Here is a 26,977-nt window from a genome sequence, read left to right as displayed (position 1 = left end):
CCATGCCTCCGTTCAATGAATTCAACGTGTTTCACCAGGTGTTTCGCGTGGAACCGGCGCTTCCGGCGGGTTCACCAGCCGCTTGCCCGTCTTGGGGTCGACGAGGAACCAGTAGGGATTGGCGTCGATCCAGAGGCAGAGCCGCAGCATGTTGCCGGCCGAGATCGGCTGCGCGCGTTCAGCGCGGCAGTGCGTGGCGTAGGAAATGCCGGTAATCGTGGCGGCTGCGCGCATGCTGACGCCGAGGATCTCGGATCGATGCGCATGGACGAAGAGGCCGAACGTCTGGCGATCGATGTCCCAGCCGATGGCCGCGCGCGCCGCGCTGTCTTGGGGCGACGCCATCAGACCATCCCCAGCGCGTTCTTGTAGAGTTCGAGGATTGCCTCTTCCTCTTCGCGCTCGTTCGGATCCTTCTTGCGCAGCGCCACGACCTTGCGCACCGTCTTGGTGTCATAGCCATGCGACTTGGCCTCGCCGTAGACGGCCTTGATGTCGTCGGCGATCGCCTTCTTCTCTTCCTCGAGGCGCTCGATCCGCTCGACGAGCGACCGCAGCTGCGACGCGGCAATGCCGTTGACGTAGTCGCCGCCTTCGCCATCGCTGTCGGACTTGTCGTCGGCCGCAGATTTCGGATTGAGCGTCTTGCCCAGCCGGGCATGGCCGACCGCATAGGGATCGTAGACACCCTCATGCTCGCTCATGCCGCGCCTCCGAACAGCTGGGCCTGGCCGGTATCGGCGGCCGGCGTCGCCAGGTCTTCCTGTTCGGCCAGCCATCGCGGAATGGTGACGATCGCGCGCGAGGTGCCCGCCATGGCGACATCCAGATGCGCGAGCGCGACCCAGCGCGAATTGCGCAGGTCGCCATCACGCGATACGCGGACGGCGCGATCCGTCCGGCCATGCACGAAGAGGTCGAGCGTCAGGATGGGAGCAGCCACGGCTCACCTCCCCGGCTCTGCGCCTCGACATGTCGCGGGTGCCAGGCGCGAAGCCGCGACATCCATTCGCGTGCGACATCCATCTGGCTGCCACCGCGGAAGAAATCCCAGCCCTCGAGGCTGCGGATCGGCGCGGCCGTCTCGACATTGTTCGCCCACGGTCCGGGCGGATCACCCATCAGCTCGTCACGCTCGCGCCGCAGCATGCGCAGATCCATGTCGGCGACGATGCCATGCAGATAGGCCGAGAGCGGCCAGTCCAGCCCCAGCCGGCGATAGATTTCGGCGTCGAGCCCCGCCTTCATGATCTTGAGAGTGCTCTGGATGACGCCGTTCACCGGCCGGCCGAGCCGGTCGATCGCCATACGGTCGAGGCTGGCGACGAACGGCGACGTCGGGTCGCCGATGAAGGCTTCGTGCGCGTCGTGCAGCAGGAAGGCCAGCGCGGCGTCGGTGTCGCCGCCGGTCTCCTGCAGCACGGCGTCGGCGCCGAGATAGGCGTGCTGCGCGGTCGAAAAGCCACCGACATCCAACTTCGCCGTATGCCCGGCGAAGCGGTTGGTCAGCGAAAGCGGAATGGCGACATCGACCATCATGTCGATCGCCGAGAGGTCCGGCCGCGCCAGGTCGACCGCAAGGCCGGAGCGGGTCTGCATCCATCTCATGATGCGTCTCCGCAGGAGAGGCAGAGGAAGCCCTCGCCCGTCGCGCGCCGGGTCCAGCCGAACAGATGGGCCAGGTCGAGGACCGCGGGAAGTTTCCCGCGCGCGCAGAACTGCCGCGGTCATGCGTGGCATGTCAGGATCATGTGGGCCACCAGAGCTTGAGGGAGCGTTGATAGATTTCGGCCGCGCCGATCAGTAGGCCGGCGCTGCATGCGAGCCAGAGCACGATGATGGCGATGACCAGCCAGAACCGATCGCGAGCGGGTTGCGGGTTCGGCTCGGTGCGCATGGCTAGCCGACCACCCGGAGCGTCGGCCCACCCTTGGCCTCGGCGATGCCGAGACGCAGACCCGCCACCACGCGCTCAAGCGTGCCGGCGTTGCGGTCGAGAATTTCGAGTTCGGCGCCGGTGATCAGCCCATCGGCGAAGGCCGTCGCCGCCGACCCCAGCAGTTCGGACGCGGCGCGCATCGTCTCGGTGTAATGGTTGAGCATCGCCGCCGCGCTGCCCGCCTGATCCGACGGCCCTTCCAGCCGGCGCCCGCCGAGATCCGCCATGACGGTCGTCACGAGCGGCAGGCCGCAATCGGCCTCGAGCACGAGCACGGCGGCAAGCGGAATGATCGCCTCGTCTGTGTCGACCTGCCAGCGAGAGACCTCGGATTTCGAGGCGTGCGCGATGGCCTCGACGCGCTTCAGCCCGCCGCAGGCCTGGACAAGGTCACGGGTGGCGGATTTCACGCGGTGGAACCAGGCGTCGGAAATGGGTCGGGACATGGTCGCCTCGGGCAAAGCTTTCCCGGCTCGGGAAACGCCATGAGGCTTTCCCAGAGTGGGAACGGTTTCGGTCTGTCAGAATGGGAGCGTCGGAAACGCCTCAGGGAGGGCCGCGCAGATGTCGACCGTCGGGACGATCACCCGCGAAAAGAGCGGGCGGGCACGGCGCGGATTTGCGCCGGCCTGCCCCAAGGCCAGGGAGGAAGGAGATCCCCGCGCGTCGGCGACGAGCACGCAGGGCAGTCACGATCGCCGGGAGGAGATGGCGATCGCTTCTCGGTCCGGCCGTAGCCGGGAAGTCGGAGCCTTCGGAGAAGCGAAAGAGTTGGTCGGGCGTCATGGCGCCGGGCTCTCGGAAAGGGAAAACCGGTCACGACCATTCCGCCGGAGCCAGTCAAGACGAGCAGAGTGCATGTCCTCGGCCTTCACTGCCCCATCTGTAAGCGCGCTGATGGCGTTGATGAGGTCGGCATCGGCGAGCGCCTCACCGCTTTCGATCCGATGGACAGCGCGAGCAACATTAACCCCGGCTAGGCCGAGGTCTCGCCCCACCTCAGCCAGGCTGAGCATTTTCTCTTTTCGCCAGTTTTTGAGCAGCATGGCGCGAATATAGCGCTCAACGCTAACCGCAAGTCAAGTTGATATAGCGCTTGACGCAATATGCCGTCTTAGCGCGTGGCGCTATATAGGAGCTATGGCGTTGAGAATTAAAGAGATAAGGAACCTGCGCGGTCTAACCCAGCAAGAGGTTGCCGATCGCATCGGTGTGCATTTGACCAACTACAACAAGATTGAGAATGGCCAGTCGGATCCGCCGCTGTCCCGTTTTCAAAGGATCGCGGAAATCCTGAATTGCCGCATAGAGGATCTCTTTGCCGACAATTCGGATCTCGGCCGTCGTGTTGATGTGGTGACCACCGTCGAAGCTGGCGCCTGGTCCGAGGGGCTGGATCTCAGCGGCGAAGGCGAAACGGTGACGATACCCAACCTGCCGGCATGGCTGGGCCTGACGCTACGGGCAGCAATAGTGCGAGGCGATTCAATGAACCGGCGCTATTCTGACGGTTCGACAATTGTCTTCAACGATCTGTACGAGACTGGCGAGCGACTTATTCCCAATGCCGCCTACGTCGTGCAGAGAGCCAGACACGGCGAGTATGAGCGGACCTGCAAGGTTCTTCACAAACGCGGTGATGGCAGCTTATGGCTTGTGCCTGACTCGCTTGATCCGACGTTTGAGGCATTCCAGGCAGCACCCCGAGGCCAGGATGATGAGATCTCGATCCTCGGCCGCGTAGTATGGTCGTCTCGTGTCGAGCCGGCAGGCGAGCAGATCACGGGCCCGACTGACTGACCTTCTGCTCAATCGCAAGAAGTTCGCGAAGCGCCACGGCCTCTGCAGGCTCAATACCCCCCAGCTTTGCCAGCTTCAGGGCACATTCGAGCAGATCTCCAGCGGCCTCAGCATGCTTCGCCAATCGCCGATAGTTGGCACGAAGGCTCTCCAGCGAAGGGGCCATTTCCAGCGCATCACTGATCGCTCGAGCGATAGTGAAATCGTCGATCACGCCGCCCGAATAGAGACGTACCCGCTCGGCGTACTCGTTCATGACACGGCGCTCATCGTCGTCACTCCCGCCGTCCGCTGCTGCTATATGAGCAAGGATCTTCAGTCCAGGCATCGCAAATTCCCGCACCCAGACTCGCTCAGCCGCCTTGTCGATCTTCGCCAGTACGTCCTCTACCTCGCGCCGAGCGAAGACAATGAGCTCGATATCCGCAAATCCGCTGTCGCTGAGATAGCCGCTCGCCATGGCAACCTTGTACTCGCGACCTTGTAGGTCCTCGGCCACCTCGCTCGGCAGATAGCCGACGTGGATGGTTCGAAAACCGAGACTTGTTGAGAAGTATCCGTCGATGGCGATCGCGTTGGCATCCCACTTGTTATCAGGCTCAGGACGAGCCCGAAGGCCGTAGGGCTTGGTGCGCTGGATCGCCGACCATGCGCCCTTCAGAAACTCCCCCGCAGCGGCCCGTCGGTAACGGACACCCATGACATCAATCCACGCGCCGCCGTACAGCCGAACAAATTCCTCGTCCGAGAATGGCGTCTCGCAACGGATCTTGATCACCACAGAGCCTCCCGCTCAACAGCGGGAAAACGTAACAACGACCACCTGAGAGTGTAATAGCGTCACACGCTATATGGGACTTGACAGGTATTTAGCGTTGAACGCTATAATGATCCATCGGCGCCGGACACCCGTCGCGCCGAACCTCTCAAGGTTCACGATGGAGACCGCCATGCTTCAGACCCAGACCCGCTTTTCCCGCCCGCCGCGCCAGATCCGCGAAACCGCGCTCGACAAGGCCCGCCGCCTCGGCCGCGTGCCCGAGCTGATGGCCTCCGAGATGATCAATCTCGCCGCCGGCCGCGACAGCTGCACCCGGGATGACCTCCGCGACTACGGCTTCACGCTCGACGAGATCATGACCCACGGCCCGGCCGCCCGCCAAGAAGCCGAGCGCCGCACGGAACGGCAAGCCGCCTGACACGATCGTCAGGCCAGCGCGGCTTCGGTCCCTGCCCCTCCCCCGCCGAAGCCGCGTCGCCGGACGATCCTGTCCTTCGACGAGACCCCCATGAAAACCGTTCTGGATTTCTATGACGCCGTTCGCGGAAGCGAACGCGACGACTGGCTGGCGCTTGCCTTCCTGCCGGCGATGGCGGGACTGGCGATTATTTTCGCGATCGGCTTCGCGCCATGACGGTCATTTCCCCGGCCGATCAGCAAGCCCTGGCCCACGCCGCCGACCTGATGAGCGAGGCATGGCGCCTGCTCTGCGACGCCAAGCGCCTGCGCCAGCCGACGCCGCGCTCCGCCGTCAACAAGGTGGCCCAGGTCGTCGCCACGGCCCTGCGCATCGCCAACGAACGCGCCCACGACGCCGCCCTTCTGGACGCGCTCGAAAAGTGGCTGGCCGAGGATGCAGCGCGATGATGGAGATCATCGTCGACAGCTTCGCCGGCGGCGGCGGCGCGTCCACCGGCATCGAGATCGCGCTGGGCCGCTCGCCCGACATCGCCATCAACCACGATGCCGAGGCGCTTTCCATGCACGCGGCGAACCATCCCGACACGCTGCACCTGCCGCACAATGTCTGGAAGGTCGATCCGCACGCGGTGACCGCCGGCCGCCCGGTCGGCCTGCTCTGGGCCTCGCCCGACTGCAAGCACTTCTCCAAGGCCAAGGGCGGCAAGCCCGTCGCCCGCAACATCCGTGACCTGGCTTGGGTCGTCGTCCGCTGGGCGCGCCAGGTGCGGCCGCGCGTGATCATCCTCGAGAACGTCGAGGAGTTTCAGGGCTGGGGACCGCTCCGCGAGGACGGCATGCCGTGTCCCGAACGGAAGGGCGAAACGTTCAGGCAGTGGACCGGCGAGCTGCGCAAGCTCGGCTACAAGGTCGAATGGCGCGAGATGCGCGCCTGCGACTATGGCGCGCCGACGATCCGCAAGCGCCTGTTCCTGATCGCGCGCCGCGACGGCCGGCCGATCATCTGGCCGAAGCCGGCGCATGGTGACCCGAAGTCGGAGGCTGTGAAGTCGGGCAAGCTGCGGCCCTGGCGCACCGCCGCAGAGATCATCGACTGGTCGCTGCCGTGCCCGTCGATCTTCCTGACGAAGGAAGAGGCGCGCGCCGTCGGCGCCAAGCGGCCGCTGGCCGAGGCCACCATGGCGAGGATCGCCAAGGGCGTGCAGCGCTACGTGCTGGATGCCGCCAAGCCCTTCGTCGTGTCGTTCCGGCACGACCAGGTCGGCCGCGCCATCGACGAGTCGCTGGCAACCGTCACCGCTAACAGCTTCATCAAGCGGCCCGGCGGCGCCGTGCCGCTCGGTCTGGTCACGCCCTTCACCGCGCCGCTCACCCATCAGGGCGGCGACCGCGCCCATTCGCTCGAGGAGCCCGCCCGTACCGTTACGGCCGCGCACCGCGGGGAAGCCGCGCTTGTCGCTCCGGTTCTTTCCTATGCGCAGCAGGGCGGCGCGGTCCGTTCGCCGGAGACGCCCCTGCACACGATCACCGCGTCGTCGAAGGACCAGAACTGCCTCGTCGCGCCGCATCTGATGACGATGCGTAACGCGCAGAAGCCCTTCAATGGCGCGGACGAACCGACGCACACCGTCACAGCCGGCGGCGCAGGGCTCAGCCTGGTTGCGCCCTATCTCGTGCCGCGATACGGCGAGCGAGACGGTCAAGAGCCGCGCACCATGCGAGCCGATAGTCCGATCGGGACCATTGTTCCCGATAGCAACCAGGGCAGTCTCGCCGCCATCCATCTCTCGCGGCAATTCGGCGCTTCGATCGGCAGTGCGGCCGACGCGCCTGTCGGCACGATCACCGCCGGCGGCGGCGGCAAGACAGCGCTCGTTGCAGCCTTCCTTGCTCAGAACAACTACCAGGAGCCCGGGCACGACGCGCGCGAGCCGATGTCGACCATCGTCGCGAAGGGCAGCACGCAGTCCGTCGTCTCCGCCGGCATCCTGAACCTCAAGGGCAGCGACCGCCGCGACGCCGAGATCGACGAGCCTGCGCCGACGATCTGTGCCGGCGGCGGCCATGTCGCCGAGGTCCGCGCCTTCATCGCGAAATACTACGGCTCGACCGAGGACGGTCAGCCGGTCGATGAGCCGTTGCACACCGCCACCGCCAAGCCGCGCTTCGGCCTGGTGACGGTCGAGATCAACGGCGAGCCCTATGCCATCGTCGATATCGGCATGCGCATGCTCTCGCCGCGCGAGCTGTTCCGCGCCCAGGGCTTCCCCGACAGCTACATCATCGACCGGGGCGCCGACGGCGCGCCGCTGACCAAGACCAGCCAGAACCGCATGTGCGGCAACTCGGTCTGTCCGCCCATGGCGGCGGCACTGGTCGCGGCGAACTACGCGGTCGAGGACGTCGATCTCCCCGCCCCTTTCGACATTGGCCCACTCTTTACGGAGGCTGCAGAATGAGCCGCAACTATCTCGTTTGCGCGGGCTGCCATCGGCCGCTCGACATCGGCGATCGCTACTATCCCGGCATCTGTTGCACGCTCGGTGTTTGCTGCGCGCCGACCTTCGATGCACTGCTCCAGGAGCCGACCAGCTTCGTCGAGCGAGACGACGACACGATGCCGCTCAGCCGCGAGAAGCGCCAGGCCATGCTCGACGAGCACCTCGCCACGGGCGGGTGCATGACCGACTCCATGGCGTTCGAGGTGGTCGAATGACCAAGCGCCGCGACATCACACCGGCCATGCGCCAGCAGGCGAACGACTTCCTGCACTGGCGCCAGGCGCGCGGCGGCGCCGTCCGTTGGGATCGAGGCGGAGCCGCCGCCCGCCGGCGCAACCGCGAGCGCCGCGACGAGATCGCGTCGACCGGGCTGGTACCGATCGACAGCTTCCTGCTCAACGAAGGAGTCCTGCCATGAGGGTGGAACGCATCGTTCTGATGATCCTCGTCGACCGCGCGGCGATCCTCGGCGTGACCGCGTATGCCGTGTTCTGGCTTGACCGGTCCGGCAGGTGGTTTCTGCTCGCCATAATCCTGGCCGGCGGCGCCGAGTTCACCTTCTCCGAGAAGAAGGACCGGCCATGAGCAAGCCCAAAGCCAAGGAGCGCCCCATGCTGTTTTCGGGGCCGATGGTCCGAGCGTTACTGGACGGCAGAAAAACGCAGACGCGCCGACGGCTGGACGCCTGGACAGAAGAGCCACTGGCATACGTCGAGGCTGGCGCGATCGAGGCCCTCGACGCCGACGACCGTCCCTATCGCTGGCCTCGGACCCATGCGGTCGGTGATCGTCTTTGGGTGCGCGAGGCATGGAAAGCGCACAGCACGTTCGAGGGGGTTCCGCCTCGCGATGTCCCGCCGTCACGTGTGTTCTATCTGGCTGATGACAGCTATTCGCCTTCGGGATCGCGCGGCCGTCCTAGTGTGTTCATGCCCCGATGGGCGTCACGGCTGACTCTCACCGTGACCGACGTCCGCGTCGAGAGGCTGCAGGACATCAGCAAGCCCGACGCCATCGCCGAGGGCCTCATTCAGTTGCGGACAACCCGGCGATGGGTCGCCAGCAAGGGAGACCAGTATCTGGGATACGCGCACGCCGACCCTCGGGTCGTCTACGGCTGGCTCTGGAACACGATCAACGGCGATGGCGCCTGGGAGGCCAACCCTTGGGTTGCCGCTTACACCTTCACCATCGCTAACCGGAACATCGAAGCGGAAACAGCATGACGACAGAGATCAACGAGCGCGATACCTTCGTCGAGCACGGCGAAGTCGGCGTCAGCCTCTATCAGCTTGAGTGCGCGATCCAGACATGGTCCGCGCTGCAGAGCCGCGAGACGTCGATCGCCGAGGCTGCGACGACGTTCAATGTCCGCCCCGAACTGGTGCGCGAAGTTGTGGAGGCGAATATCTGGATGTCCGTGACTGGCCACGAGAGCGATCCGACGCAGCAGTTCATCGAGCACGAAGGCAGCGACGAATGACCGAATTCACAATCCGCGACCTCGTCGAGGAATTCGGCCTCACCCTGCGCACCCTCCGCTTCTGGGAAGAGCGCCAGATCCTGAAGCCGGCGCGGCGAGGCGCCATGCGCATCTACTCGGACGCCGACCGCGAGACCGTCCGCCGGATCACGGCCTGGTCGGATGCCGGTCTCACGCTGCTGGAGATCCGGGAGATGTTGTCGATGACAGCACCGGCTCGCAATGCCTTCTTGCGACGGCGCCTGCCGGAGATCCAGACGGCGGCCGAGCAGTCTCATGCGCGGCAGGCGGCCGCCCTCCAGAGCGTACTGGCCGGCCTCGCCGCCGAAGAGGAAGCGGCATGAGCAAGCGGCTCCGGCTCGATCCAAAGCAGCAGGGTAGCGACAGCGGGCGGATATCCGCATCGAAGTCGGGCAACGCAACCAGTGAACGCGCGGACGGGGCCTTGCTACTTCGACGACAGAGCGCAGATACTCGCACCGACGAGCGATTGATGGAGTTTGTCCGGATCCTCGCGCGCAAGGCAGCCAGAGATGACTACCGCGCAAGGAATCAGTGGCCCAACAACGACAACGTCGAGAGGATCTGATCCCGTGCGGGTAGCGCTCTACGGCCGTTACTCATCGGACATGCAAAGCGCTTCGTCGATTTCGGATCAGTTCCGAATTTGCCGGGACCATGCAGCTCGCCTCGGCTGGACGATAATCGAAGAATACTCGGATCACGCGATATCCGGGTCCTCCATGTTGAGACCCGGGATTCAGGCGCTTATGTCGGATGCCATCGCCGGCCGGTTCGATATCGTGCTGTCGGAAGCGCTCGATCGCATCTCCCGGGACCAGGAGGACATCGCCGGCTTCTTCAAGCGGATGATGTTCAGCAGCGTCCGGATGGTCACCCTTGCAGAAGGCGAGATCAATCAACTTCACATCGGGCTCAAGGGGACAATGAACGCCCTCTTCCTCAAGGACCTGGCTGACAAGACACGCCGAGGCCAGCGGGGTCGAGTCGAGGCCGATCGGTCGGGCGGAGGCAACTGCTACGGCTATGACGTCGTCCTGACCCTGGGAGATGCGGACCGCGGCAAGCGCACCATCAATGCGGCCGAGGCGGAAGTCATCCGTCGAATCTTCAGGCAATACGCCATCGGCCAGTCCCCGATGGCAATTGCGTCAGCTCTGAACGCTGCTGGTGTCGCCGGCCCTCGCGGCGGAGAATGGTCGGCAAGCACGATCAACGGAAACCGGAAGCGCGGCATCGGCATTCTGAACAATGAGCTCTACCGCGGACAGCTGATCTGGAACCGACAGCGGTTCCTCAAGGATCCGATCTCCGGCAAGCGGATCGCCCGGGAAAACCCCGAGACAGAATGGATCATCCGAGATCGACCGGACCTGCGGATCGTCAGCGACGAAGAATGGCAGACCGTCCGTGACCGGCAGGAAAGCCTGACGCGCGAGGATTTCGGCCAGAAGCCGCTAAATGCCCGGAAGCGCGCGAAGTATCTCCTATCGGGCCTCCTGGTCTGCGGTGAGTGCGGCGCCAACTATGCAGTGAGCGGCAGGGATCACCTGCAGTGCAGCAGAGCCACCAACAAAGGCACATGCGCCAATCGACGCCTCATCCGGCGCTCGAAGGTCGAGCGCGCCGTCCTGGATGGCCTGCGCTTCAATCTGCTCGAGATGGATGCCTTCCAGGAATTCTGCGACACCTACGTCCGTGAGACCAACCGCCTGCAGGCGTCGATCCTGGCCACGATCCAAGCCGATGAGGCGGAGATCGCGAAGATCGATCGGGATCTCGGCCGCCTGGTCGATGCCGTCCTGGCAGGAACGCTCTCCGACGACGTCGTGCGAGAAAGGAGCCAGAAGCTGGAGGCGCGGAAGACAATCCTGGCTGACCGTCTTGCCGGGGCCAAACGCCCGCCCCCTGCTCTTCATCCTCGAATGGCCGACAATTATCGGAAGCAGATCGAGGAGTTCTACGAGCAGCTCCAGGACGAGACGGCCAAGCCGGAAGCGATGGCCCACATCCGGAGCCTCGTCGAGCGGATCGAGATCACGATCCGGGGCGACGAAGTCATCCTCGATGTGGTCGGAGAATTGGCTGGAATCCTCACGATCGCCGCAAATGAAAAAGCCCCAGCCGTTAAGGCCGGGGCTTATCAAGTTATGCTGGTTGCGGGGACCAGATTTGAACTGATGACCTTCAGGTTATGAGCCTGACGAGCTACCGGGCTGCTCCACCCCGCGTCACGCGCGGCGACTGCCGTCGTCGCGCAGGGGTGATATAGGGGGTCTCACGGCGGTTTGAAACCCCACCCGGCGAATTAATCACGGGTTATGCACGGCGACCGACGACCGTGCAGCCAGGCACGAGCGTCCGCCGATGGCGAACAGCGCACCCGGCAGATCCGCCCCGGGCCTCCGGCAGTCGAAGACGCCGGCAGGGCAAGGTTGGGTCGCTCCGCCGGATGCGCGGGCCTCGCAGCACCCCAAGCTTCCACCGGCCACCCTGTCGCCGAGATTATGTCCCGTCTTTTTCTGTCCGCCTGCAAAATAACCATACCGCCGAAAAGCATATCGATCGCCATCGACATCGCCGGATACGTTCCGATTTGACATCCAAGTTTTTCGGTATCTGATGGGCCGCAGTTTCGTTGGAGGTTCCGATGCACTGGATACACGAAATCTTTCAACAGTCCCCCGAAATCGCTCTGTTCCTTTCGCTTGCCGGCGGCTATGCGATCGGCAAGATTCAGTTCGGCAAGTTCCAGCTCGGCGGCGTCGCCGGCTCGTTGCTCGTGGCCGTCCTGATCAGCCAGGTCGGCGTCTCGATCGACAACGGCGTCAAGTCGCTCCTGTTCGCACTTTTCATCTATGCGGTCGGCTTCGAGAGCGGCCCGCAATTCTTCCGCTCGCTCGGGCGCCAGTCGCTACGCGAGATCGCCATGGCCGTGGTGCTCGCCGTTAGCGGCCTGCTGACCGTGGTGGTGCTGTCGCGCATGTTCGGGCTCGACAAGGGTCTCGCCTCCGGCATCGCAGCCGGCGCGCTGACGCAATCGGCGATCATCGGCACCGCCAGCGCCGCGCTTGGCAAGCTCGGCCTCGCCGCCGACGAGGTGCAGCGACTGCAGGGCAACGTCGCCGTCGGCTACGCGGTCACCTACATCTTCGGTTCCTTCGGGGCCATCCTGATCTGCGTCAACCTCCTACCCAAGCTGATGGGCCGCAGCATCCGCGACGATGCGATCAAGGCCGAGGCCGAGCTGCTCGCCGGCGTCCGCGTCTACGGTCCGGGCGAGTCCGCCGCGGCGCCGGATCTGGTCGGCCGCATCTTCCGCATCGACAAGGTCGCCGGCAGGACCGTCGCCGAGGTGGAGGCCGGCACGCCCAAGGAGGCCGCGATCGCGATCGAACGGGTGAAGCGACGCGGCAAGCTGATCGGCGTCGAGCCCAATCTCCAGCTCGCCAAGGACGACATCGTGCTTCTGGTCGGCCGCCGCGCCGGCATGGTGGCGGCGGCCCCGACGATCGGCGCGGAGCTGCAGTCCTCGGAGGGCATGGATGTCGTGGTGGCGCTCCGCGACGTCACCATCAACAACCCGGAATTCGTCGGCAAGACGGTCGAGCAGATCCGCAACATCGCCGCCGCCGATCTCCGCCACGGCATCTTCGTCGTCGGCCTCAAGCGGGCGGACCGGCCGCTGCCACTCGCCCCCGACACCAGGATCGAGACTGGCGACATCGCCACCATCTACGGCACCGACCAGGACCTGCAGCGCGCCGCCAGGTCAATCGGCACGGTGCTCGTGCCCAGCGACAAGACGGACTTCGTCTTCCACGGGCTCGGCCTCGTCGTCGGCCTCCTGATCGGGCTCGCCGTGGTGCGGATCGGCTCCGTGCCGCTGACGCTCGGCAGCGGCGGTGGCGCACTGCTGTCGGGCCTGCTGTTCGGCTGGTACAGGAGCCGCAACCTCGCCATCGGCAACATGCCGACGGCAGCGTCGACACTGCTCCGCGATCTCGGCCTCGCCGGCTTCGTCGCGGTGGTCGGGTTGCAGTCCGGCCTGCAGGCGGTCCAGACCATCGCCACCAGCGGCGTGTCGATCTTCCTGATCGGCGTCGTGGTGACGATCCTGCCGCTCATCATCACCATGCTGTTCGGTCGCTACGTGCTGCGCTACGACAACACGGCGATCTTCGCCGGCGCGCTCTCCGGCTCGCGAAGCGCCAATCCGGCCTTCGGCGAAATCCTGGACAAGGCGGGAAACTCGATCCCGACCACGCCCTTCGCCATCACCTACGCCCTCGCCAACGTATTCCTGACATTGCTCGGTCCCCTGGTCGTCGCATTTGCCTGAGGAGAACGTCATGCCCCGCGAAGACTATAGCCAATACGCCAAGCTCAGCCCGTTCGAACTCAAGGACGCGCTGATCAAGATCGCCTCCAGCGACAAGAACCGGCTGATGCTGAATGCCGGGCGCGGCAATCCCAATTTTCTCGCGACCCTGCCGCGGCGCGCCTTCTTCCGGCTCGGCCTGTTCGCCGCGACGGAGTCGGAGCTCTCCTTCTCCTACATGGAGAACGGCGTCGGCGGGCTGCCGAAGATCGAAGGCATAGAGGGCCGCTTCGAACGCTACATCGCCGATCATCGCGAACAGCCGGGCGTCGTCTTCCTCGGCCGCGCGCTCAGCTATGTCCGCGACCAGCTCGGCCTGTCGGCGTCGGACTTCCTGCATGAGGCGGTCGAGGGAATCCTCGGCTGCAACTACCCGGTTCCACCCCGGATGCTCCGGATCAGCGAACAGATCGTGAAGCACTACATCGTCAAGGAGATGGCCGACGGCTACGTCAGCTCGTCCCAGATCGACCTGTTCGCGGTCGAGGGCGGCACGGCCGCGATGACCTATATCTTCGACACGCTGAAGCAGAACAAGCTGATCCAGGAAGGCGACACCGTCGCCATCGGCATGCCCGCCTTCACGCCCTATATCGAGATCCCGGAGCTGAACAATTACCGCCTGAAGCAGATCCATATCAACGCGGATCCCAAGGCCGACTGGCAGTATCCCGACTCCGAGATCGACAAGCTGCTCGACAAGGACGTCAAGATCTTCTTCTGCATCAACCCGAGCAACCCGCCCTCGGTGAAGATGGACGATCGCAGCCTCGATCGCATCACGCAGATCATCAAGGAGAAGCGCCCGGACCTGATGATCCTCACCGACGACGTCTACGGGACGTTCGCGGACGACTTCAAGTCGCTGTTCGCCACCTGCCCGGCCAACACGCTTCTGGTCTATTCGTTCTCCAAATATTTCGGCGCGACGGGATGGCGCCTCGGTGTCGTCGCGGCGCAGCGAGGCAACATCTACGACGAGAAGCTCGCCGCGCTCCCCAAGGCCGACCGGAAGGAGCTCGACGAACGCTATTCGACGCTGGTTCCCGACGTCTCGAAGCTGAAGTTCCTCGACCGCCTTGTCGCGGACAGCCGCACGGTGGCGCTCAACCACACGGCCGGCCTCTCGACGCCGCAACAGATCCAGATGGTGCTGTTCTCGCTGTTCGCGCTGATGGACGAGAACGACGGCTACAAGGCCGAGCTGAAGAAGCTGATCCGCCGGCGCGAGGCGGCGCTCTATCGCGAACTCGGCCTGCCGCCCGAATCCGGCGGCAACCAGGTCGACTACTACACGCTGCTCGACCTCGAGGACATTGCGCGCCGGCTCTATGGCGAGGATTTCGCCGCGTGGGTGACGAAGAATGTCTCGCCGACCGAGCTGCTGTTCCGCATCGCCCATGATACCGGCGTCGTCCTGCTGCCGGGCAGCGGCTTCGGCACGCTGCATCCGGCCGGCCGCGCCTCGCTCGCCAACCTGAACGAGTTCGAATACGCGAATATCGGCCGTTCGCTGCGCCAGCTCGCCGATCAGGTCTACCAGACCTATCAGGGCGGCAAGAAGAGCAAGCCCAAGAAGGGCTGACCCTTGGCGCCGGGACACGACGACAACGGACCCTTCGGCGGCCACCGCCGAAGGGTCCTGCATTTGGCCCTTCCGCCAAGCTCTCCCTTTTGGGCGCGAGGGATCCCGTCGATCGGCGCAGCGCCACGGCCTGACCAGGGCGTAGCACTCGACAACGGCGAGGCGACCGCTAACTAGCAATCTGGGCGAGTTGCCCCTTCCCGGGTCGATCAACCAGTCCGATGGAGTTGGCCATGCCGGCAGAAGACCCGTTCCGCCTGGATGGCGGCGTCGCCATCGTAACCGGAGCCGCCGCCGGAATCGGCCGCGGCATAGCGGAGACCTTTGCCAGCGCCGGCGCGGCCGTGGTCGTCACCGACCTGAAGAAGGCCGGAGCCGACCAGGTCGCCCACGCGATCGTCGCCGCAAGCGGCAGGGCGATCGGCGTCGAATGCGATGTCACTGACGAAGGGCATCGCGAGGTGGTGATCGACGCCGCGCTCAAGGCGTTCGGCAGGATCACCATCCTGGTCAATAATGCCGGCGGCGGCGGCCCCAAGCCGTTCGACATGCCAATGCGCGACTTCGAATGGGCGTTCGACCTCAACCTCTTCTCGCTGTTCCGCCTGACCCAGCTCGCCGCCCCGCACATGCGGGAAGCCGGTGGCGGGGCCGTGCTCAACATCTCGTCCATGGCGGGCGAAAACCGGAACGTTCGCATGGCGTCCTACGGATCCTCGAAGGCCGCCGTCAATCACCTGACGCGCAACATCGCCTTCGACTTGGGGCCGATGGGCGTCCGCGTCAACGCGATCGCGCCCGGGGCGATCAAGACCCAGGCCCTGATGTCGGTGCTGACGCCGGAGATCGAGGCGGCGATGCTGCGCCACACGCCGCTCGGCCGGCTGGGCGAGACGCAGGACATCGCCAACGCAGCGCTGTTCCTCTGCTCGCCGGCCGCCGCCTGGATCAGCGGCCAGGTGCTGACGGTTTCGGGCGGCGGGGTGCAGGAACTCGACTAGCCAGCCCCGGACGCCGACAGGTGCGAGCGCACCCTGCTCTCTCAGTGTGGAAGATCAAACGCATGTCCGGACGCGCAAAACAAAAGGCCCGCCGGTTAGGGCGGGCTTTTCGCTGTGCTGGTTGCGGGGACCAGATTTGAACTGATGACCTTCAGGTTATGAGCCTGACGAGCTACCGGGCTGCTCCACCCCGCGTCACGCGCGGCGACTGCTGTCGTCGCGCAGGGGTGATATAGACGGACGCCCGGCCTTTGTGAACCCCGGCTAAGAACAATTCGCCGTCGTCCACAGGCCAGGCTCCTGCCGATCAGGTCGGCAGGTTCAGGCGGATGTGCAGCTCGCGCAGCGCCTTCGGCGTCGGATCGCTCGGCGCGCCCATCAGCAGGTCTTCCGCCTGCTGGTTCATCGGGAACAGCGTGATCTCGCGCAGGTTCTGCGCGCCGCAGAGCAGCATGACGATGCGATCGACGCCCGCGGCCATGCCGCCATGCGGCGGCGCGCCGTACTGGAACGCACGGTAGAGACCACCGAAATCGCGCTCGACATCTTCCTTCGAACGGCCGACCAGCTCGAACGCCTTGACCATCGTCTCCGGCAGCTGGTTGCGGATCGAGCCCGAGGCGATCTCGAAGCCGTTGCAGACAGCGTCGTACTGATAGGCCTTGATCGTCAGCGGATCCTGGTTGGTCAGCGCCTCGATGCCGCCCTGCGGCATGGAGAAGGGGTTGTGCGCGAAATCGAGCGTCTTCGTCTCGTCGTCCCATTCGTAGAACGGGAAATCGACGATCCAGCAGAGCTCGAACCGGTCCTTGTCGACGAGGTTCAGGTCGGTGCCGACGCGCGTGCGCGCATCGCCGGCGAACTTGTAGAACTTCTGGGGATCGCCGGCGACGAAGAAGACGGCATCGCCGTCGTCGAGGCCGAGCTGCTGGCGGACCGCCTCGGTGCGCTCCGGGCCGATGTTCTTGGCGACCGGGCCGGCGCCCTCGAGGACGTCGCCTTCCTTGCGCCAGAAGATGTAGCCGAGGCCCGGCTGGCCCTGCTGCTGCGCCCAGGAGTTCATGCGGTCGCAGAAGGCGCGGCTTCCGCCGGTCTTCGCAGGGATCGCCCAGACCTCGGCCTTCGGATCGGCCTCGATCATGCGCGCGAACACCTTGAAGCCGGAGCCGGCGAAATGCTCGGTGACGGCCTGCATCTCGATCGGGTTGCGCAGGTCGGGCTTGTCCGAACCATAGGTGCGGATCGCCGTGTCATAGGGGATGCGGCGGAACTTCTGCGTCACCGGCTTGCCGTCGGCGAACTTCTCGAAGATCGCGCGCAGCACCGGCTCCATCGTGTCCCAGACGTCTTCCTGGGTGACGAAGCTCATCTCGAGATCGAGCTGGTAGAACTCGCCCGGCAGACGGTCGGCGCGCGGGTCCTCGTCGCGGAAGCAGGGCGCGATCTGGAAGTAACGGTCGAAGCCGGCCATCATCAGGAGCTGCTTGAACTGCTGCGGCGCCTGCGGCAGCGCGTAGAACTTGCCGGGATGGATGCGCGACGGCACGAGGAAGTCGCGCGCGCCTTCCGGCGACGATGCGGTCAGGATCGGCGTCGTATATTCATGGAAGCCGATCTCGGTCATGCGCTCCCGCATCGAGGCGATGATCTGGGTGCGCTTGACGATGTTGGCGTGCAGCGTCTCGCGGCGCAGGTCCAGGAAGCGGTACTTGAGGCGGATGTCTTCCGGATATTCCGGCTCGCCGAACACCGGCAGCGGCAGCTCCTTGGCCGCGCCGAGCACCTCGATCTCCTGGGCGAACACCTCGACCTGGCCGGTCGGCAGGTTGGCGTTGACGGTCTCGGGCGTCCGCTTCTTCACGAAGCCGTCGATCTTGATGCACCATTCCGAGCGCAACGCCTCGGCCACCTTGAAGGCGGGCGAGTCGGGGTCGCAGACGACCTGGGTCAGGCCGTAATGGTCACGCAGGTCGATGAACAGGACGCCGCCATGATCTCGCACGCGATGGACCCAGCCCGAGAGACGGACGGTCTCGCCCGCATGGGTCTCGCGGAGTTGTCCGCAGGTATGGGTGCGATAGCGGTGCATGGTGCTGGGATCCGAGTTTGGTCTGGCGACAACGGGGCATGCGCAAAGACCGGCTGACAAGATAGCTGCGCACGCGCGCGGAAGAACACACGCGGGTACGGCTTTGTCAAGAACGGGGGCCTCGGCGCCGCCTCGCGCCCACCCCTTGCAATCCGAGAAAGCCTCCCCATCTAAGTCTCATCCCAGCCACACAATACGGGCCGCGCGCCGCAAGGCGCCGCAGCTCGAACGATCGGGTCAGGACGGATGTACTCCGGCCCGTTCGGTTGGCTCGCGACGGGCTAGCCGTCGCGCGCCGCTGCTGATTGCAGGTTGGCGGGAAATCGGATTGCCCAGGCCCGCAGTCGACGCATGAGGCGCTTTCTCCTGGCGCCCGGTGTCGCCGGAGCCTGGGCTCTCTATGTCTGCGAAGCCGCCTCCCCCCGCGACAAGCCGGCCGGCCTGCGCTATTAGAAGCTTCATGACCGATATCATTACGACAACTGAACACCTCGCCGCCGCTTGCGATCGCCTTTCCCGGTTCGATTTCGTCACCGTCGATACGGAGTTCATGCGCGAGACCACCTACTGGCCGAAGCTCTGCATCATCCAGATCGCGAGCACGGACGAAGCGGTGGTGATCGACGCCGAGGCCCCCGGACTGGATCTCGCCCCCTTCTTCGCCCTGATGGCGAACGAGGCCGTGGTGAAGGTCTTCCACGCCGCCCGCCAGGACATCGAAATCGTCTGGCACCTGGGCGGCATCCTCCCGCACCCGATCTTCGACACGCAGGTCGCCGCCATGGTGTGCGGCTTCGGCGAATCGATCAGCTATGATCAGCTCGTCGGGCGCATCACCGGCCACCCGATCGACAAGTCGTCGCGCTTCACCGACTGGAGCCGCCGCCCGCTGACGCCGCAGCAGATCGAATATGCGATCGCCGACGTGACGCATCTGCGCGACGTCTACAAGGCGCTGAAGAACAAGCTCGACAAGGAAGGCCGCAACGACTGGGTTGCCGAGGAAATGAACGTGCTGACCTCGGTCGACACGTATCAGGTCGATCCGGCCAATGTCTGGAAGCGCCTGAAGATGCGCATCAAGAAGCCGCTGCAGCTGGCCGTGCTGATGGAAATCGCCGCCTGGCGCGAGCGCGAGGCGCAGGCCCGCGACGTCCCGCGCGGCCGCATCCTGAAGGACGACGCGATCTACGAGATCGCCGAGCAGCACCCGACCACGGCCGAGGCGCTCGCCCGCCTGCGCTCGATCCCGCGCGGCTTCGAGCGGTCGCGCACGGCCGAGGACATCCTCGCCGCCGTCAAGAAGGCCGTCGATCTGCCGAAGGACAAGCTGCCCAAGGTGCCGAAGGTGAAGCCGGCCTCGGAAGGCAACGGCGCCGCCGTCGACCTGCTGAAGGTGCTGCTGAAGATGACCAGCGAGGAGCACGGCGTCGCCGCGCGCGTGATCGCCACGGTCGACGATCTCGAAGCGATCGCCGGCGACAACAACGCCGACGTGCCGCCGCTGCATGGCTGGCGCCGCGAACTTTTCGGCGAGCAGGCGCTGAAGCTGAAGCGGGGCGACATCTCGCTGCGCCTCGACGGCCGCCGCGTGACGATCGTCAGCGACGAGCCGAAGCCGGCCATCGAAGCCGCCTGAACCCGCGGATCGAGGGCATCCTCGAACGACAAAGCGCCGACGGCCCGCCGTCGGCGCTTTCTTTTTGACCGCCTTCGCGGCGGATCAGCCTATGTGTCTTCGACGACGATCGCCGGCTTCATCGCGCCGAGCTTCGCCAACTGGGCGACACGGCGCTGCAGGCGGCTGCCGGCGAGCATGCCGCGATCGGTCGGCAGAACCAGGGTCAGCTGGTCGCCGCGCGCTTCCATCCGCGTGCGCGGAATAACGCCGGCCATGGCCCCAGAAACGAGATAGGCGACGCGAAGCGCGGCGCCGAGCGCCCTCGCCCGCTCCAGCAGGCGCGTCGTCGCCAGTTCGCGGATGCGCGAGGAGATATGCTCGTCGACGAGGCCTTCGTGGCGATAATAGTTGGCGAGCGCCAGATAGGCCCGGCCGGGATGGTCGATGCCGACGAAGGAGCCGTGCGCGATCATGTTGAGGCTCTGCTCGCCGCGATAGTCGGGATGGCCGCGCCAGCCGAGATCGGCGAGCAGGCAGGCCGCCGTGCGCAGGCGGATCTCGTCCGGCGTTTCCTCGATGCCGATCGCGGCCAAGGCCTGGCCGGTCCAGGGGCCGAGCTCGCGGGCATGGCCGGGCGAGCGCGAACGCAGCAGCGCCAGTTCGTCGGCGGCGGCGATCAGCGGGTCGAGCTGCTGCGTCTCGGTGTCGAGCAGGTCGTAGAGCAGCCCCTCGCGCACGCCGAGCGCCGACAGGATGATCATCGACGGCTTCATGGCGCGGATGACCTCGCCCAGCACGATCGCGCCATAGGGCAGCAGCAGACGGCGGCTCTTCGAGACCGCCTCGATCGAATCGAGCGATTCCGCGTCGCGGCGCGCCACCATGCGGCAGAAGTCGAGCGCCTCGCCGGCGGGAATGGCGTATTCGTGCATGATATGCAGCGGATAGCCCTTCTGGCGCATGTGCAGGCGGGCGAGCGAGCGCCAGGTGCCGCCGATGGCGTAGAAGGGGCGACCCTGCCCGTTTGCCAACACCGCCGAACCCGAAAGCGCGTCGGAAGCGATCTTCTCGGCTTTCTTCAGCGTCTTCTCGGACACTTCCTCGAGGCGAAGACCGCCGAGCGGGAAAGTCTCGCCAAGGCCGATCTCGCGGCCCCGGATGTCGACGACCTCGAGGCTACCGCCGCCGAGATCGCCGGCGATGCCATCCGGCTCATGCACGCCCGACAGCACGCCCATGGCGGAGAGGCGCGCCTCTTCCGGGCCGCTCAGAAGCGCCACTTCAGCGCCGGTGATGTCCTCGACCTGGGCCAGAAATTCCGGGCCGTTCGCCGCCTCGCGCGCGGCGGCAGTGGCGAGCACATGCACGGACTGCACCTGCATCTGCTCGCAAAGCCCCATGAAGCGGCGGATCGCCGCCAGCGAGGCCTCGACGGCCTGGTCGTTCAGGCGGCCGGTGGCGGCGATGCCGCGACCGAGGCCGGCGAGCTCCTTTTCGTTGAAAAGGGCCATCGGCGTGCGGCTCAGGCGCTCGTAGACGACGAGGCGGACCGAATTGGAGCCGATGTCGATGATCGCGACGGGACCGCTGCCATTCAGCCGTCCCGGCGCATATTCATGCGTCAGCAGGGTTCCCCCTGTCCCGATATCCATTTCAAGGCTTGGCAGGTCGGCTTCCGATTGACCGAGGGGAGCTGTTTTTGAGCGATTTTCCACGGCCAGAGAGACTCGGGTTCGTCATGAAATACTGATGGGCGTTGAAGACTTCTTCGCCCTTGCGCGGCACGATCCGTTTGGACGACCCGTCAGGCTGGATTTCCCAACTCTGCTGATTGTCCTTCAGGTTGGCGACCATAATCTGATCGAGCACCTGTTCGTGCACGGTCGGATTCAGCATCGGGATCATCGCCTCCACGCGACGATCAAGGTTCCGCGGCATCAGGTCTGCAGATCCGATATAAACGATCGCTTCCGGCGAGGGCAACCCGTGGCCGTTGCCGAAGCAGAGAATGCGGGCATGCTCCAGGAAGCGCCCGACGATCGACTTGGCGCGGATCCGGTCGGAAAGGCCCGGCACGCCCGGCCGCAAACAGCAGATTCCCCGAATGACAAGATCGATTTCGACGCCGGCGCGGCTGGCGTCATAGAGCGCGTCGATGATCTGGGGATCGACGAGCGAATTCATCTTCATCCAGATCGCGCCGGGGCGGCCAGCCTTCACATGGTCGATCTCGGCATAGATCAGGTCGAGGATGCGCTTGCGCAGGAAATGCGGCGAGGTCGACAGCCGCTCGATCTCGACCGGCTCGGTGTAGCCGGTGATGTAGTTGAAGATCCGCGCCACGTCGCGGGCGATCGCCGGATCGTCGGAGAAGTAGGAGAGATCGGTGTAAACGCGCGCCGTGACCGGGTGATAATTGCCCGTGCCGATATGGACGTAGCTGACCAGCGCCCCGCCCTCGCGACGGACCACCAGCGACAGCTTGGCGTGGGTCTTCAGCTCGATGAAGCCGTAGACGACCTGCACGCCGGCCCGCTCCAGGTCGCGGGCCCACTTGATGTTGGCTTCCTCGTCGAATCGCGCCTTGAGCTCGACCAGCGCCGTCACCGACTTGCCGGCTTCGGCGGCTTCGGCCAGCGCCTTGACGATCGGGCTGTCCTTCGAGGTGCGGTAGAGCGTCTGCTTGATCGCCACCACGTCGGGATCGAGGGCTGCCTGGCGCAGATACTGCACCACGACGTCAAACGACTCGTAGGGATGGTGGACGATCAGGTCCTTCTTGCGGATCGCGGCGAAGCAGTCGCCGCCATTCTCGCGAATGCGCTCGGGGAAGCGGGCCTGATAGGGCGGAAACTTCAGGTTGGGACGGTCGATGCCGACGAGCTGCGACAGGTCGTTGAGCGCCAGCATGCCGTCGACCAGGAAGATCTCGTCCGGGAGAACGGCGAGCGCGCCGGCGACGAAGTTGCGCAGCGCCTCGGGCGTCGCCGATTCGATCTCCAGGCGGATCACCGAACCGCGACGGCGGCGCTTCAGCGCCGTCTCGAAGAAGCGGACGAGATCCTCGGCTTCTTCCTCGACCTCGATGTCGGAGTCGCGGATGATGCGGAAGGCGCCAACGCCCTCGATGGAATAGCTCGGGAACAGGCGCGCGGTGAACAGCGAGACGGCATTCTCGAGGCTGATGAACCGCTCGATGCCCGCCTCGGACGCCGGCAGGCGGATGAAGCGGTCGAGCGTCATCGGCACGCGCAGCAGCGCGGTCATGCGGCTGCCCGTCGCCGGGCGCACCAGTTGCAGCACCAGCGAGAAGCCGAGATTGGGGATGAACGGGAACGGATGGGCCGGATCGATGGCGAGCGGCGTCAGGACCGGGAAGACCGAGTCCATGAAATAGCCCTCGAGCCAGATCCGCTCGTTTTCCTTGAGGCCGGCCGGATCGACCAGCATGATGCCGGAGATCGCCAGTTCGTCGCGCAGTTCGGCCCAGCGGCTCTGCTGGTCGGAGGCGAGCGACGAGACGGCATCGGCGATCTTCACCAGCTGTTCGCTCGGCGTCAGGCCGTCATCGCTGGTCAGGCTCACGCCCTCGCGCTGCTGGCCGCGCAGACCGGCGACGCGCACCATGAAGAACTCGTCGAGATTGTTGGCCGAGATGGAGAGGAAGCGGAGACGTTCCAGGAGCGGATGCTGCGGATTGCCCGATTCCTCCAGAACGCGCCGGTTGAACTCCAGCCAGGAGAGCTCGCGGTTGATGAAGCGCTCCGGGCTATGGCGCAGCCGGCTCACCTCTTCCGCCTCTACCTTGATCGCAGCCAGGGCCGCCTTGGCGTCCGGATTCTTCTGGTCCATTTCCGCTCTTCCACTCGCGTTGTCCGGGCAGGATACACGCGAATTGTGACAATTGCGTCAGGATCAGGCCGGCACCCGATCTTTAGTCGTCGAAAGGCAATTCCGGCTCGTCGCCTGCCTCGCGGGTCAGCACCGCCGCAGCCAGCTGGCGGTTGATCGGCCGGCCGGCGGCCAGCGCCTCGCGGTCGAGAAGCTCGACCAGCCGGTTGGCCGCGCCGAGCGAACGCTCCATGCGGTGGCTGATGAAATCGATCACGGCGGGGTCGACCGTCACCTGCCGGTCGGCGAACAGCTTGAAGATGACGCGGGCGAGAAGCTCGTCTTCCGGCTCCTGCAGTTCTACCGGCACGGCTGCCCGAAGGCGCGAGGCGAGGTCCGGCAGGTCGAAGCCGAGCGCATGCAGCGGCTTGCGGCTGGTCAGCAACGCCGAAACCCGGCGCTCACGCACCAGGTTAAACAGATGGAACAGCGCCGGCTGCGAAACACCCTCGTCGTGCAGGTCTTCGACCAGCACCGGGTTCGCGCGGACGAGCTCGTCCAGCCCGGCGGTCGCGAGATCGCGCGCAGCGATCTCGACGGCGCCGGCGGCGCCCTTCCAGATCTGGCCGAGATGGGTCTTGCCCGATCCCTCCGGTCCGACGAGCAGGGCGACCGGATTGGGCCAGTCGGGAAAGCGGTCGATCAGCGCGACAGCCGGCTGGTTCGCGCGGCCGACGATGAAGTCCGCGCGCGTCATGGCCGCGCTGTGCGGCAGCGAAAGCGGCAGCTGCCGCAGGGGTTCACTCATATCGACAAGGCTCGAACGAAGACGCTCAAGGATGCGCGGGAGGCTGGTCGTCGCCGCCCAGCCGGCCCCGATAGATCGGGCTGGTCAGATAGCGCGCAATCGCAAAGCGCATCAAGACGGCGATCGCCGCGGAAGCGGGGACAGCCACCAGCAATCCGACGAAGCCGAACAGGGCGCCGAAAGCGAACAGGGCGAACATCAGCCAGACCGGATGCAGGCCGACGCTGCGTCCGACGAGGCGCGGCTGCAGGATATTGCCCTCGATGAACTGGCCCACGGCGAAAACCAGCACGGTCGCGCCTATCCACTGCCATTCGGGCCAGAACTGCACCAGCGCGACGCCGACCCCGACGATGAAGCCGACCGTCGTGCCGACATAGGGGATGAAGGACAGGATGCCGGCGCCGATGCCGATCAGCAGGCCGAAATTCAGCCCGACCAGCATCAGGCCGAAGGCGTAGATGCAGCCGAGCAGGGCGCAGACCAGCCCCTGCCCGCGCACGAAGCCGGCAATGGCGTGATCGATGTCGCGGGCGATCGATCGCACGGTCTCGACATAGTCACGCGGGACCCAGCTATCGATACGGGCGACCATCTTGTCCCAGTCGATCAGCATGTAGAAGGCGACGACGGGCGTGACGACGAACAGCGCGCCGAGGTCAACCAGCGCCGACCCGCCGCTCCAGATCGATTTCAGCAGCGCCGACAGCCAGCCGGCGGCCTCGCTCATCAGGGTGCCCATCGAGTTCGACAGCTGGCCGGGATCGACCTTCAGCATCTGGCCGAGGCGCGTTTCGAGGAACGCCTGCACCAGCGCCTGCAATTGCTGCGCGTAGGTCGGGATCTTGTCGATCAGCCCGGCGAGCTGATTGACCATCAGCGGCACGATCAGCACCACAAGCAGCGCGAGCAGAACGACGAAGCCGATCAGAATCACCAGCGAGGCTGCGAGCCGGCTCAGGCCCCGTCGCTCGAGCCAGTCGGCGATCGGATCCAGGCCATAGGCGACCGCCATGCCCACCAGGAAGGGGAGCAGCACGTCGCGGAAGATGAAGAGGAACAGGACAAAGACCAGGAGCGTGCCCAGCCAGAATCCGATCTGACGCTGCAGATTCATGGCGTTCGCACCCTCTCGCTTCGTCGGTCGGCCGGGTACTCACCACAACCTGTTGTGCCCCAGATAGGGTTTCGAGGGCTGGATGGTCAAGGCGACCCGTTTGCAAGACACATGAACTCAAGGCAAAGTCGATCGATGTTCGCCAATATTCCAGATTCTGCCTGCATAATCGACGCACGATCGGGCGAGAGCTTCACCCGGACCGCGCTGGCCAGCGCAGTCCGGAACCGGGCTGAGGCACTGCTTGCCGCGGGGATCCGCGCCGGCGACCGCGCGGCCGTAGCCCATGGCTCGCCGGTCGGCGTGCTGATCGATCTCTTCGCACTCTGGCGGATCGGCGCCGTCGCCGTCCTGCTGAGCAAGACGCTCACCGCAAGCGAGCGAGCGAATGTGGTCAGCGCGATCCGACCGAGCCTCTGGATCGGCGATATCGACGACGGTCTCGTCCGGCACCTGCCGCCCGCATCCGCCACCTCCGGCATGGCGCTGCTCGCCCCGACCGACGAGCGGGACAATTCGGATCCGGATGCGCCGGCGCTGATCCTGATGACTTCGGGCACGACGGCGACACCAAAGGGCGTGGTGCACACGCGCCGCTCGCTGATGGCCCGGATCGCCCTCAACATCGCCCATATCCCGGCAGTGGATCTCGCCCGCAGCCTGTCGCTGCTGCCGATGCATTTCGGCCATGGCCTGATCGGCAATTGCCTGACGCCGCTCTTCGCCGGGGCGACGCTGGTGCTATCGCCCGATCCCGGCGCGATCGGCCTCGCCCGTCTCGGCGCGCTGCTCGATGCGCAGCGGATCACCTTTATGAGTTCGGTGCCGTCGCTCTGGCGCATCGTCCTGAAGACGAGCCCGCCGGCCGAGCGCGGGACGCTGCGCCGCGTCCATGTCGGCTCGGCCCCGCTTTCGACCGAACTCTGGCAGGCGATCGCGGCCTGGGCGCGCACCCGGCACGTCGTCAACATGTATGGGATAACCGAGACGGCGAACTGGATCGGTGGCCACGATCTCGCCGAGGGACTGCCCGCGGACGGCCTGGTCGGCCGGCCGTGGTGCGGCGCCTTCCGCGTGCTGCGCGAGGACGGCACGCTGGCCGGACAGGGTCGCGGCGAGGTCGCCGTGTCGACGCCCGGCGTGATGACGGGATATCTCGACCAGCCGGACCTGACCGCCTCCGTGCTGCGGAGCGGCTGGTTCCTGACCGGCGACAGCGGCGAGATCGATGCCGAGGGCCGGCTCAAGATCGTCGGCCGGCTGAAGCACGAGATCAATCGCGGCGGAATCAAGATCCCAGCCGAGGAGATCGACCTGCTGCTGGAGCGCCATCCCGACGTGATCGAGGCCTGCGCCTTCGCCCTGCCCGACCCGATCAGCGGCGAGACGGTCGCAGCCGGCGTTGTGATGCGCGCCGGATCGACGCTATCGGCTGCCGACCTCAGGGCCTGGTGCCGGAGCGTCATCCGCGCCGAGGCCGTGCCGGAACATATCGCGGTCCTCGCCGAGCTGCCACGCAACGAGCGCGGCAAGCTGGACCGGCGCCGCATGGCCAGCACATTCGAAGCTATGCGCGCGGTGCCGGCCGGATGAGCACCA

31 protein-coding genes and 2 tRNA genes are annotated in these 26,977 nt (G+C 65.6%); 18 read left to right on the top strand and 15 right to left on the bottom strand.

Annotated elements, in window-relative coordinates:
- Window positions 1–21 precede the first annotated feature (21 nt).
- The 7 genes from WFK98_RS05855 to WFK98_RS05825 form a co-directional block, all read right to left on the bottom strand.
- Window positions 22–345, bottom strand: a complete 324-nt coding sequence (locus WFK98_RS05855) for a hypothetical protein (protein ID WP_266339560.1) — start codon at window positions 343–345, stop codon at window positions 22–24.
- Window positions 345–572, bottom strand: a complete 228-nt coding sequence (locus WFK98_RS05850; RefSeq protein ID WP_336799613.1) for a DUF2312 domain-containing protein — start codon at window positions 570–572, stop codon at window positions 345–347. The genes WFK98_RS05855 and WFK98_RS05850 overlap by 1 nt, the downstream gene beginning before the upstream one ends.
- 128 nt (window positions 573–700) lie before the next feature.
- Window positions 701–943, bottom strand: coding sequence for a hypothetical protein (locus WFK98_RS05845; protein ID WP_336799566.1), 243 nt, complete (start codon window positions 941–943; stop codon window positions 701–703).
- Entirely contained in the window at window positions 925–1,608 is a 684-nt protein-coding gene (locus WFK98_RS05840; protein WP_336799565.1) for a hypothetical protein, read from the bottom strand. The genes WFK98_RS05845 and WFK98_RS05840 overlap by 19 nt, the downstream gene beginning before the upstream one ends.
- Before the next feature lie 139 nt (window positions 1,609–1,747).
- Window positions 1,748–1,897 carry a hypothetical protein gene (locus WFK98_RS05835; RefSeq protein ID WP_336799564.1) on the bottom strand — a complete coding sequence of 50 codons (150 nt, stop codon included), beginning with the start codon at window positions 1,895–1,897 and terminating at the stop codon, window positions 1,748–1,750.
- A gap of 2 nt (window positions 1,898–1,899) precedes the next feature.
- Window positions 1,900–2,385 (bottom strand): hypothetical protein, encoded by a 486-nt coding sequence (locus WFK98_RS05830; protein ID WP_336799563.1) that lies wholly within the window; start codon window positions 2,383–2,385, stop codon window positions 1,900–1,902.
- Window positions 2,386–2,721: 336 nt separating this feature from the next.
- Window positions 2,722–2,985 carry a helix-turn-helix domain-containing protein gene (locus WFK98_RS05825; protein ID WP_336799562.1) on the bottom strand — a complete coding sequence of 88 codons (264 nt, stop codon included), beginning with the start codon at window positions 2,983–2,985 and terminating at the stop codon, window positions 2,722–2,724.
- 100 nt (window positions 2,986–3,085) lie between these two features.
- Here WFK98_RS05825 and WFK98_RS05820 point away from each other — a divergent pair, with 100 nt between their 5' ends.
- Complete coding sequence (locus tag WFK98_RS05820; protein ID WP_336799561.1) at window positions 3,086–3,739, top strand: helix-turn-helix domain-containing protein; 654 nt, start codon at window positions 3,086–3,088, stop codon at window positions 3,737–3,739.
- On the opposite strand, the gene WFK98_RS05815 is transcribed toward WFK98_RS05820, so the two are convergent.
- Window positions 3,720–4,517, bottom strand: coding sequence for an HIRAN domain-containing protein (locus WFK98_RS05815; protein WP_336799560.1), 798 nt, complete (start codon window positions 4,515–4,517; stop codon window positions 3,720–3,722). The two genes, WFK98_RS05820 and WFK98_RS05815, sit on opposite strands and share 20 nt — an antisense overlap.
- Before the next feature lie 172 nt (window positions 4,518–4,689).
- Here WFK98_RS05815 and WFK98_RS05810 point away from each other — a divergent pair, with 172 nt between their 5' ends.
- The 12 genes from WFK98_RS05810 (at window position 4,690) to WFK98_RS05755 (ending at window position 11,143) form a co-directional block, all read left to right on the top strand.
- A complete protein-coding gene (locus WFK98_RS05810; RefSeq protein ID WP_336799559.1) occupies window positions 4,690–4,938 on the top strand; it encodes a hypothetical protein in 249 nt (82 codons plus the stop codon).
- 90 nt (window positions 4,939–5,028) lie between these two features.
- A complete protein-coding gene (locus tag WFK98_RS05805) occupies window positions 5,029–5,154 on the top strand; it encodes a hypothetical protein (RefSeq protein WP_336799558.1) in 126 nt (41 codons plus the stop codon).
- Window positions 5,151–5,387 (top strand): hypothetical protein, encoded by a 237-nt coding sequence (locus WFK98_RS05800; RefSeq protein WP_336799557.1) that lies wholly within the window; start codon window positions 5,151–5,153, stop codon window positions 5,385–5,387. Before WFK98_RS05805 ends, WFK98_RS05800 begins: the two co-directional genes overlap by 4 nt.
- Complete coding sequence (locus WFK98_RS05795; protein WP_336799556.1) at window positions 5,384–7,399, top strand: DNA cytosine methyltransferase; 2,016 nt, start codon at window positions 5,384–5,386, stop codon at window positions 7,397–7,399. The genes WFK98_RS05800 and WFK98_RS05795 overlap by 4 nt, the downstream gene beginning before the upstream one ends.
- On the top strand, window positions 7,396–7,656 hold the full coding sequence (locus WFK98_RS05790) for a hypothetical protein (protein ID WP_336799555.1): 261 nt from the start codon (window positions 7,396–7,398) through the stop codon (window positions 7,654–7,656). Before WFK98_RS05795 ends, WFK98_RS05790 begins: the two co-directional genes overlap by 4 nt.
- Window positions 7,653–7,859, top strand: coding sequence for a hypothetical protein (locus WFK98_RS05785; protein WP_336799554.1), 207 nt, complete (start codon window positions 7,653–7,655; stop codon window positions 7,857–7,859). Before WFK98_RS05790 ends, WFK98_RS05785 begins: the two co-directional genes overlap by 4 nt.
- Window positions 7,856–8,026: a hypothetical protein gene (locus WFK98_RS05780; protein WP_336799553.1), complete on the top strand. Its 171-nt coding sequence runs from the start codon at window positions 7,856–7,858 to the stop codon at window positions 8,024–8,026. Before WFK98_RS05785 ends, WFK98_RS05780 begins: the two co-directional genes overlap by 4 nt.
- On the top strand, window positions 8,023–8,667 hold the full coding sequence (locus WFK98_RS05775) for a hypothetical protein (RefSeq protein ID WP_336799552.1): 645 nt from the start codon (window positions 8,023–8,025) through the stop codon (window positions 8,665–8,667). The genes WFK98_RS05780 and WFK98_RS05775 overlap by 4 nt, the downstream gene beginning before the upstream one ends.
- Window positions 8,664–8,924, top strand: coding sequence for a hypothetical protein (locus WFK98_RS05770; RefSeq protein ID WP_266339544.1), 261 nt, complete (start codon window positions 8,664–8,666; stop codon window positions 8,922–8,924). Before WFK98_RS05775 ends, WFK98_RS05770 begins: the two co-directional genes overlap by 4 nt.
- A complete protein-coding gene (locus tag WFK98_RS05765; protein ID WP_266339543.1) occupies window positions 8,921–9,268 on the top strand; it encodes a MerR family transcriptional regulator in 348 nt (115 codons plus the stop codon). Before WFK98_RS05770 ends, WFK98_RS05765 begins: the two co-directional genes overlap by 4 nt.
- Window positions 9,265–9,513, top strand: coding sequence for a hypothetical protein (locus tag WFK98_RS05760; RefSeq protein WP_266339542.1), 249 nt, complete (start codon window positions 9,265–9,267; stop codon window positions 9,511–9,513). The genes WFK98_RS05765 and WFK98_RS05760 overlap by 4 nt, the downstream gene beginning before the upstream one ends.
- Window positions 9,458–11,143 (top strand): recombinase family protein, encoded by a 1,686-nt coding sequence (locus WFK98_RS05755; protein WP_336799612.1) that lies wholly within the window; start codon window positions 9,458–9,460, stop codon window positions 11,141–11,143. Before WFK98_RS05760 ends, WFK98_RS05755 begins: the two co-directional genes overlap by 56 nt.
- On the opposite strand, the gene WFK98_RS05750 is transcribed toward WFK98_RS05755, so the two are convergent.
- Window positions 11,100–11,176 (bottom strand) — tRNA-Met (locus WFK98_RS05750). The genes WFK98_RS05755 and WFK98_RS05750 overlap by 44 nt on opposite strands.
- 419 nt (window positions 11,177–11,595) lie before the next feature.
- Between WFK98_RS05750 and aspT the strand changes: the two genes are divergently transcribed.
- From aspT to hdhA, 3 genes are all read left to right on the top strand, one after another.
- Window positions 11,596–13,287, top strand: coding sequence for an aspartate-alanine antiporter (aspT, locus tag WFK98_RS05745; protein ID WP_336799551.1), 1,692 nt, complete (start codon window positions 11,596–11,598; stop codon window positions 13,285–13,287).
- Window positions 13,288–13,297: 10 nt separating this feature from the next.
- Entirely contained in the window at window positions 13,298–14,911 is a 1,614-nt protein-coding gene (locus WFK98_RS05740) for a bifunctional aspartate transaminase/aspartate 4-decarboxylase (RefSeq protein ID WP_336799550.1), read from the top strand.
- 233 nt (window positions 14,912–15,144) lie between these two features.
- Window positions 15,145–15,912 (top strand): 7-alpha-hydroxysteroid dehydrogenase, encoded by a 768-nt coding sequence (gene hdhA / locus WFK98_RS05735; RefSeq protein WP_336799549.1) that lies wholly within the window; start codon window positions 15,145–15,147, stop codon window positions 15,910–15,912.
- A 118-nt stretch (window positions 15,913–16,030) separates the two neighbouring features.
- Here hdhA and WFK98_RS05730 read toward each other — a convergent pair.
- Together WFK98_RS05730 and aspS are read right to left on the bottom strand one after the other, a co-directional pair.
- Window positions 16,031–16,107 (bottom strand) — tRNA-Met (locus WFK98_RS05730).
- 112 nt (window positions 16,108–16,219) lie between these two features.
- Complete coding sequence (gene aspS / locus WFK98_RS05725; protein WP_336799548.1) at window positions 16,220–18,001, bottom strand: aspartate--tRNA ligase; 1,782 nt, start codon at window positions 17,999–18,001, stop codon at window positions 16,220–16,222.
- A gap of 460 nt (window positions 18,002–18,461) precedes the next feature.
- Between aspS and rnd the strand changes: the two genes are divergently transcribed.
- Window positions 18,462–19,640 (top strand): ribonuclease D, encoded by a 1,179-nt coding sequence (rnd, locus tag WFK98_RS05720; protein WP_266339540.1) that lies wholly within the window; start codon window positions 18,462–18,464, stop codon window positions 19,638–19,640.
- Between the two features lie 89 nt (window positions 19,641–19,729).
- Here the strand turns inward: rnd and ppx are convergent, their stop codons facing one another.
- The 4 genes from ppx to WFK98_RS05700 form a co-directional block, all read right to left on the bottom strand.
- Window positions 19,730–21,274 carry an exopolyphosphatase gene (gene ppx, locus WFK98_RS05715; protein WP_266339539.1) on the bottom strand — a complete coding sequence of 515 codons (1,545 nt, stop codon included), beginning with the start codon at window positions 21,272–21,274 and terminating at the stop codon, window positions 19,730–19,732.
- 1 nt (window position 21,275) lies between these two features.
- The gene (locus WFK98_RS05710) at window positions 21,276–23,474 is read right to left on the bottom strand and encodes an RNA degradosome polyphosphate kinase (RefSeq protein WP_266339538.1); all 2,199 of its coding nucleotides are present in this window, start codon (window positions 23,472–23,474) and stop codon (window positions 21,276–21,278) included.
- Window positions 23,475–23,556: 82 nt separating this feature from the next.
- Window positions 23,557–24,261: a DnaA ATPase domain-containing protein gene (locus WFK98_RS05705; protein ID WP_266339537.1), complete on the bottom strand. Its 705-nt coding sequence runs from the start codon at window positions 24,259–24,261 to the stop codon at window positions 23,557–23,559.
- Window positions 24,262–24,286: 25 nt separating this feature from the next.
- Entirely contained in the window at window positions 24,287–25,378 is a 1,092-nt protein-coding gene (locus tag WFK98_RS05700; protein WP_336799547.1) for an AI-2E family transporter, read from the bottom strand.
- 135 nt (window positions 25,379–25,513) lie between these two features.
- On the opposite strand from WFK98_RS05700, the gene WFK98_RS05695 reads away from it, so the two are divergent.
- A complete protein-coding gene (locus WFK98_RS05695) occupies window positions 25,514–26,971 on the top strand; it encodes a class I adenylate-forming enzyme family protein (protein WP_336799546.1) in 1,458 nt (485 codons plus the stop codon).
- Window positions 26,972–26,977: the final 6 nt, after the last annotated feature.

It is taken from the genome of Kaistia sp. MMO-174 (genome assembly GCF_037147815.1).
In the GTDB taxonomy this organism is placed as follows: Bacteria; Pseudomonadota; Alphaproteobacteria; order Rhizobiales; family Kaistiaceae; genus Kaistia; species Kaistia nematophila.
The sequence above is the reverse complement of the archived record's forward strand: the minus strand, read 5'-3'. Positions and strand labels throughout refer to the sequence as shown.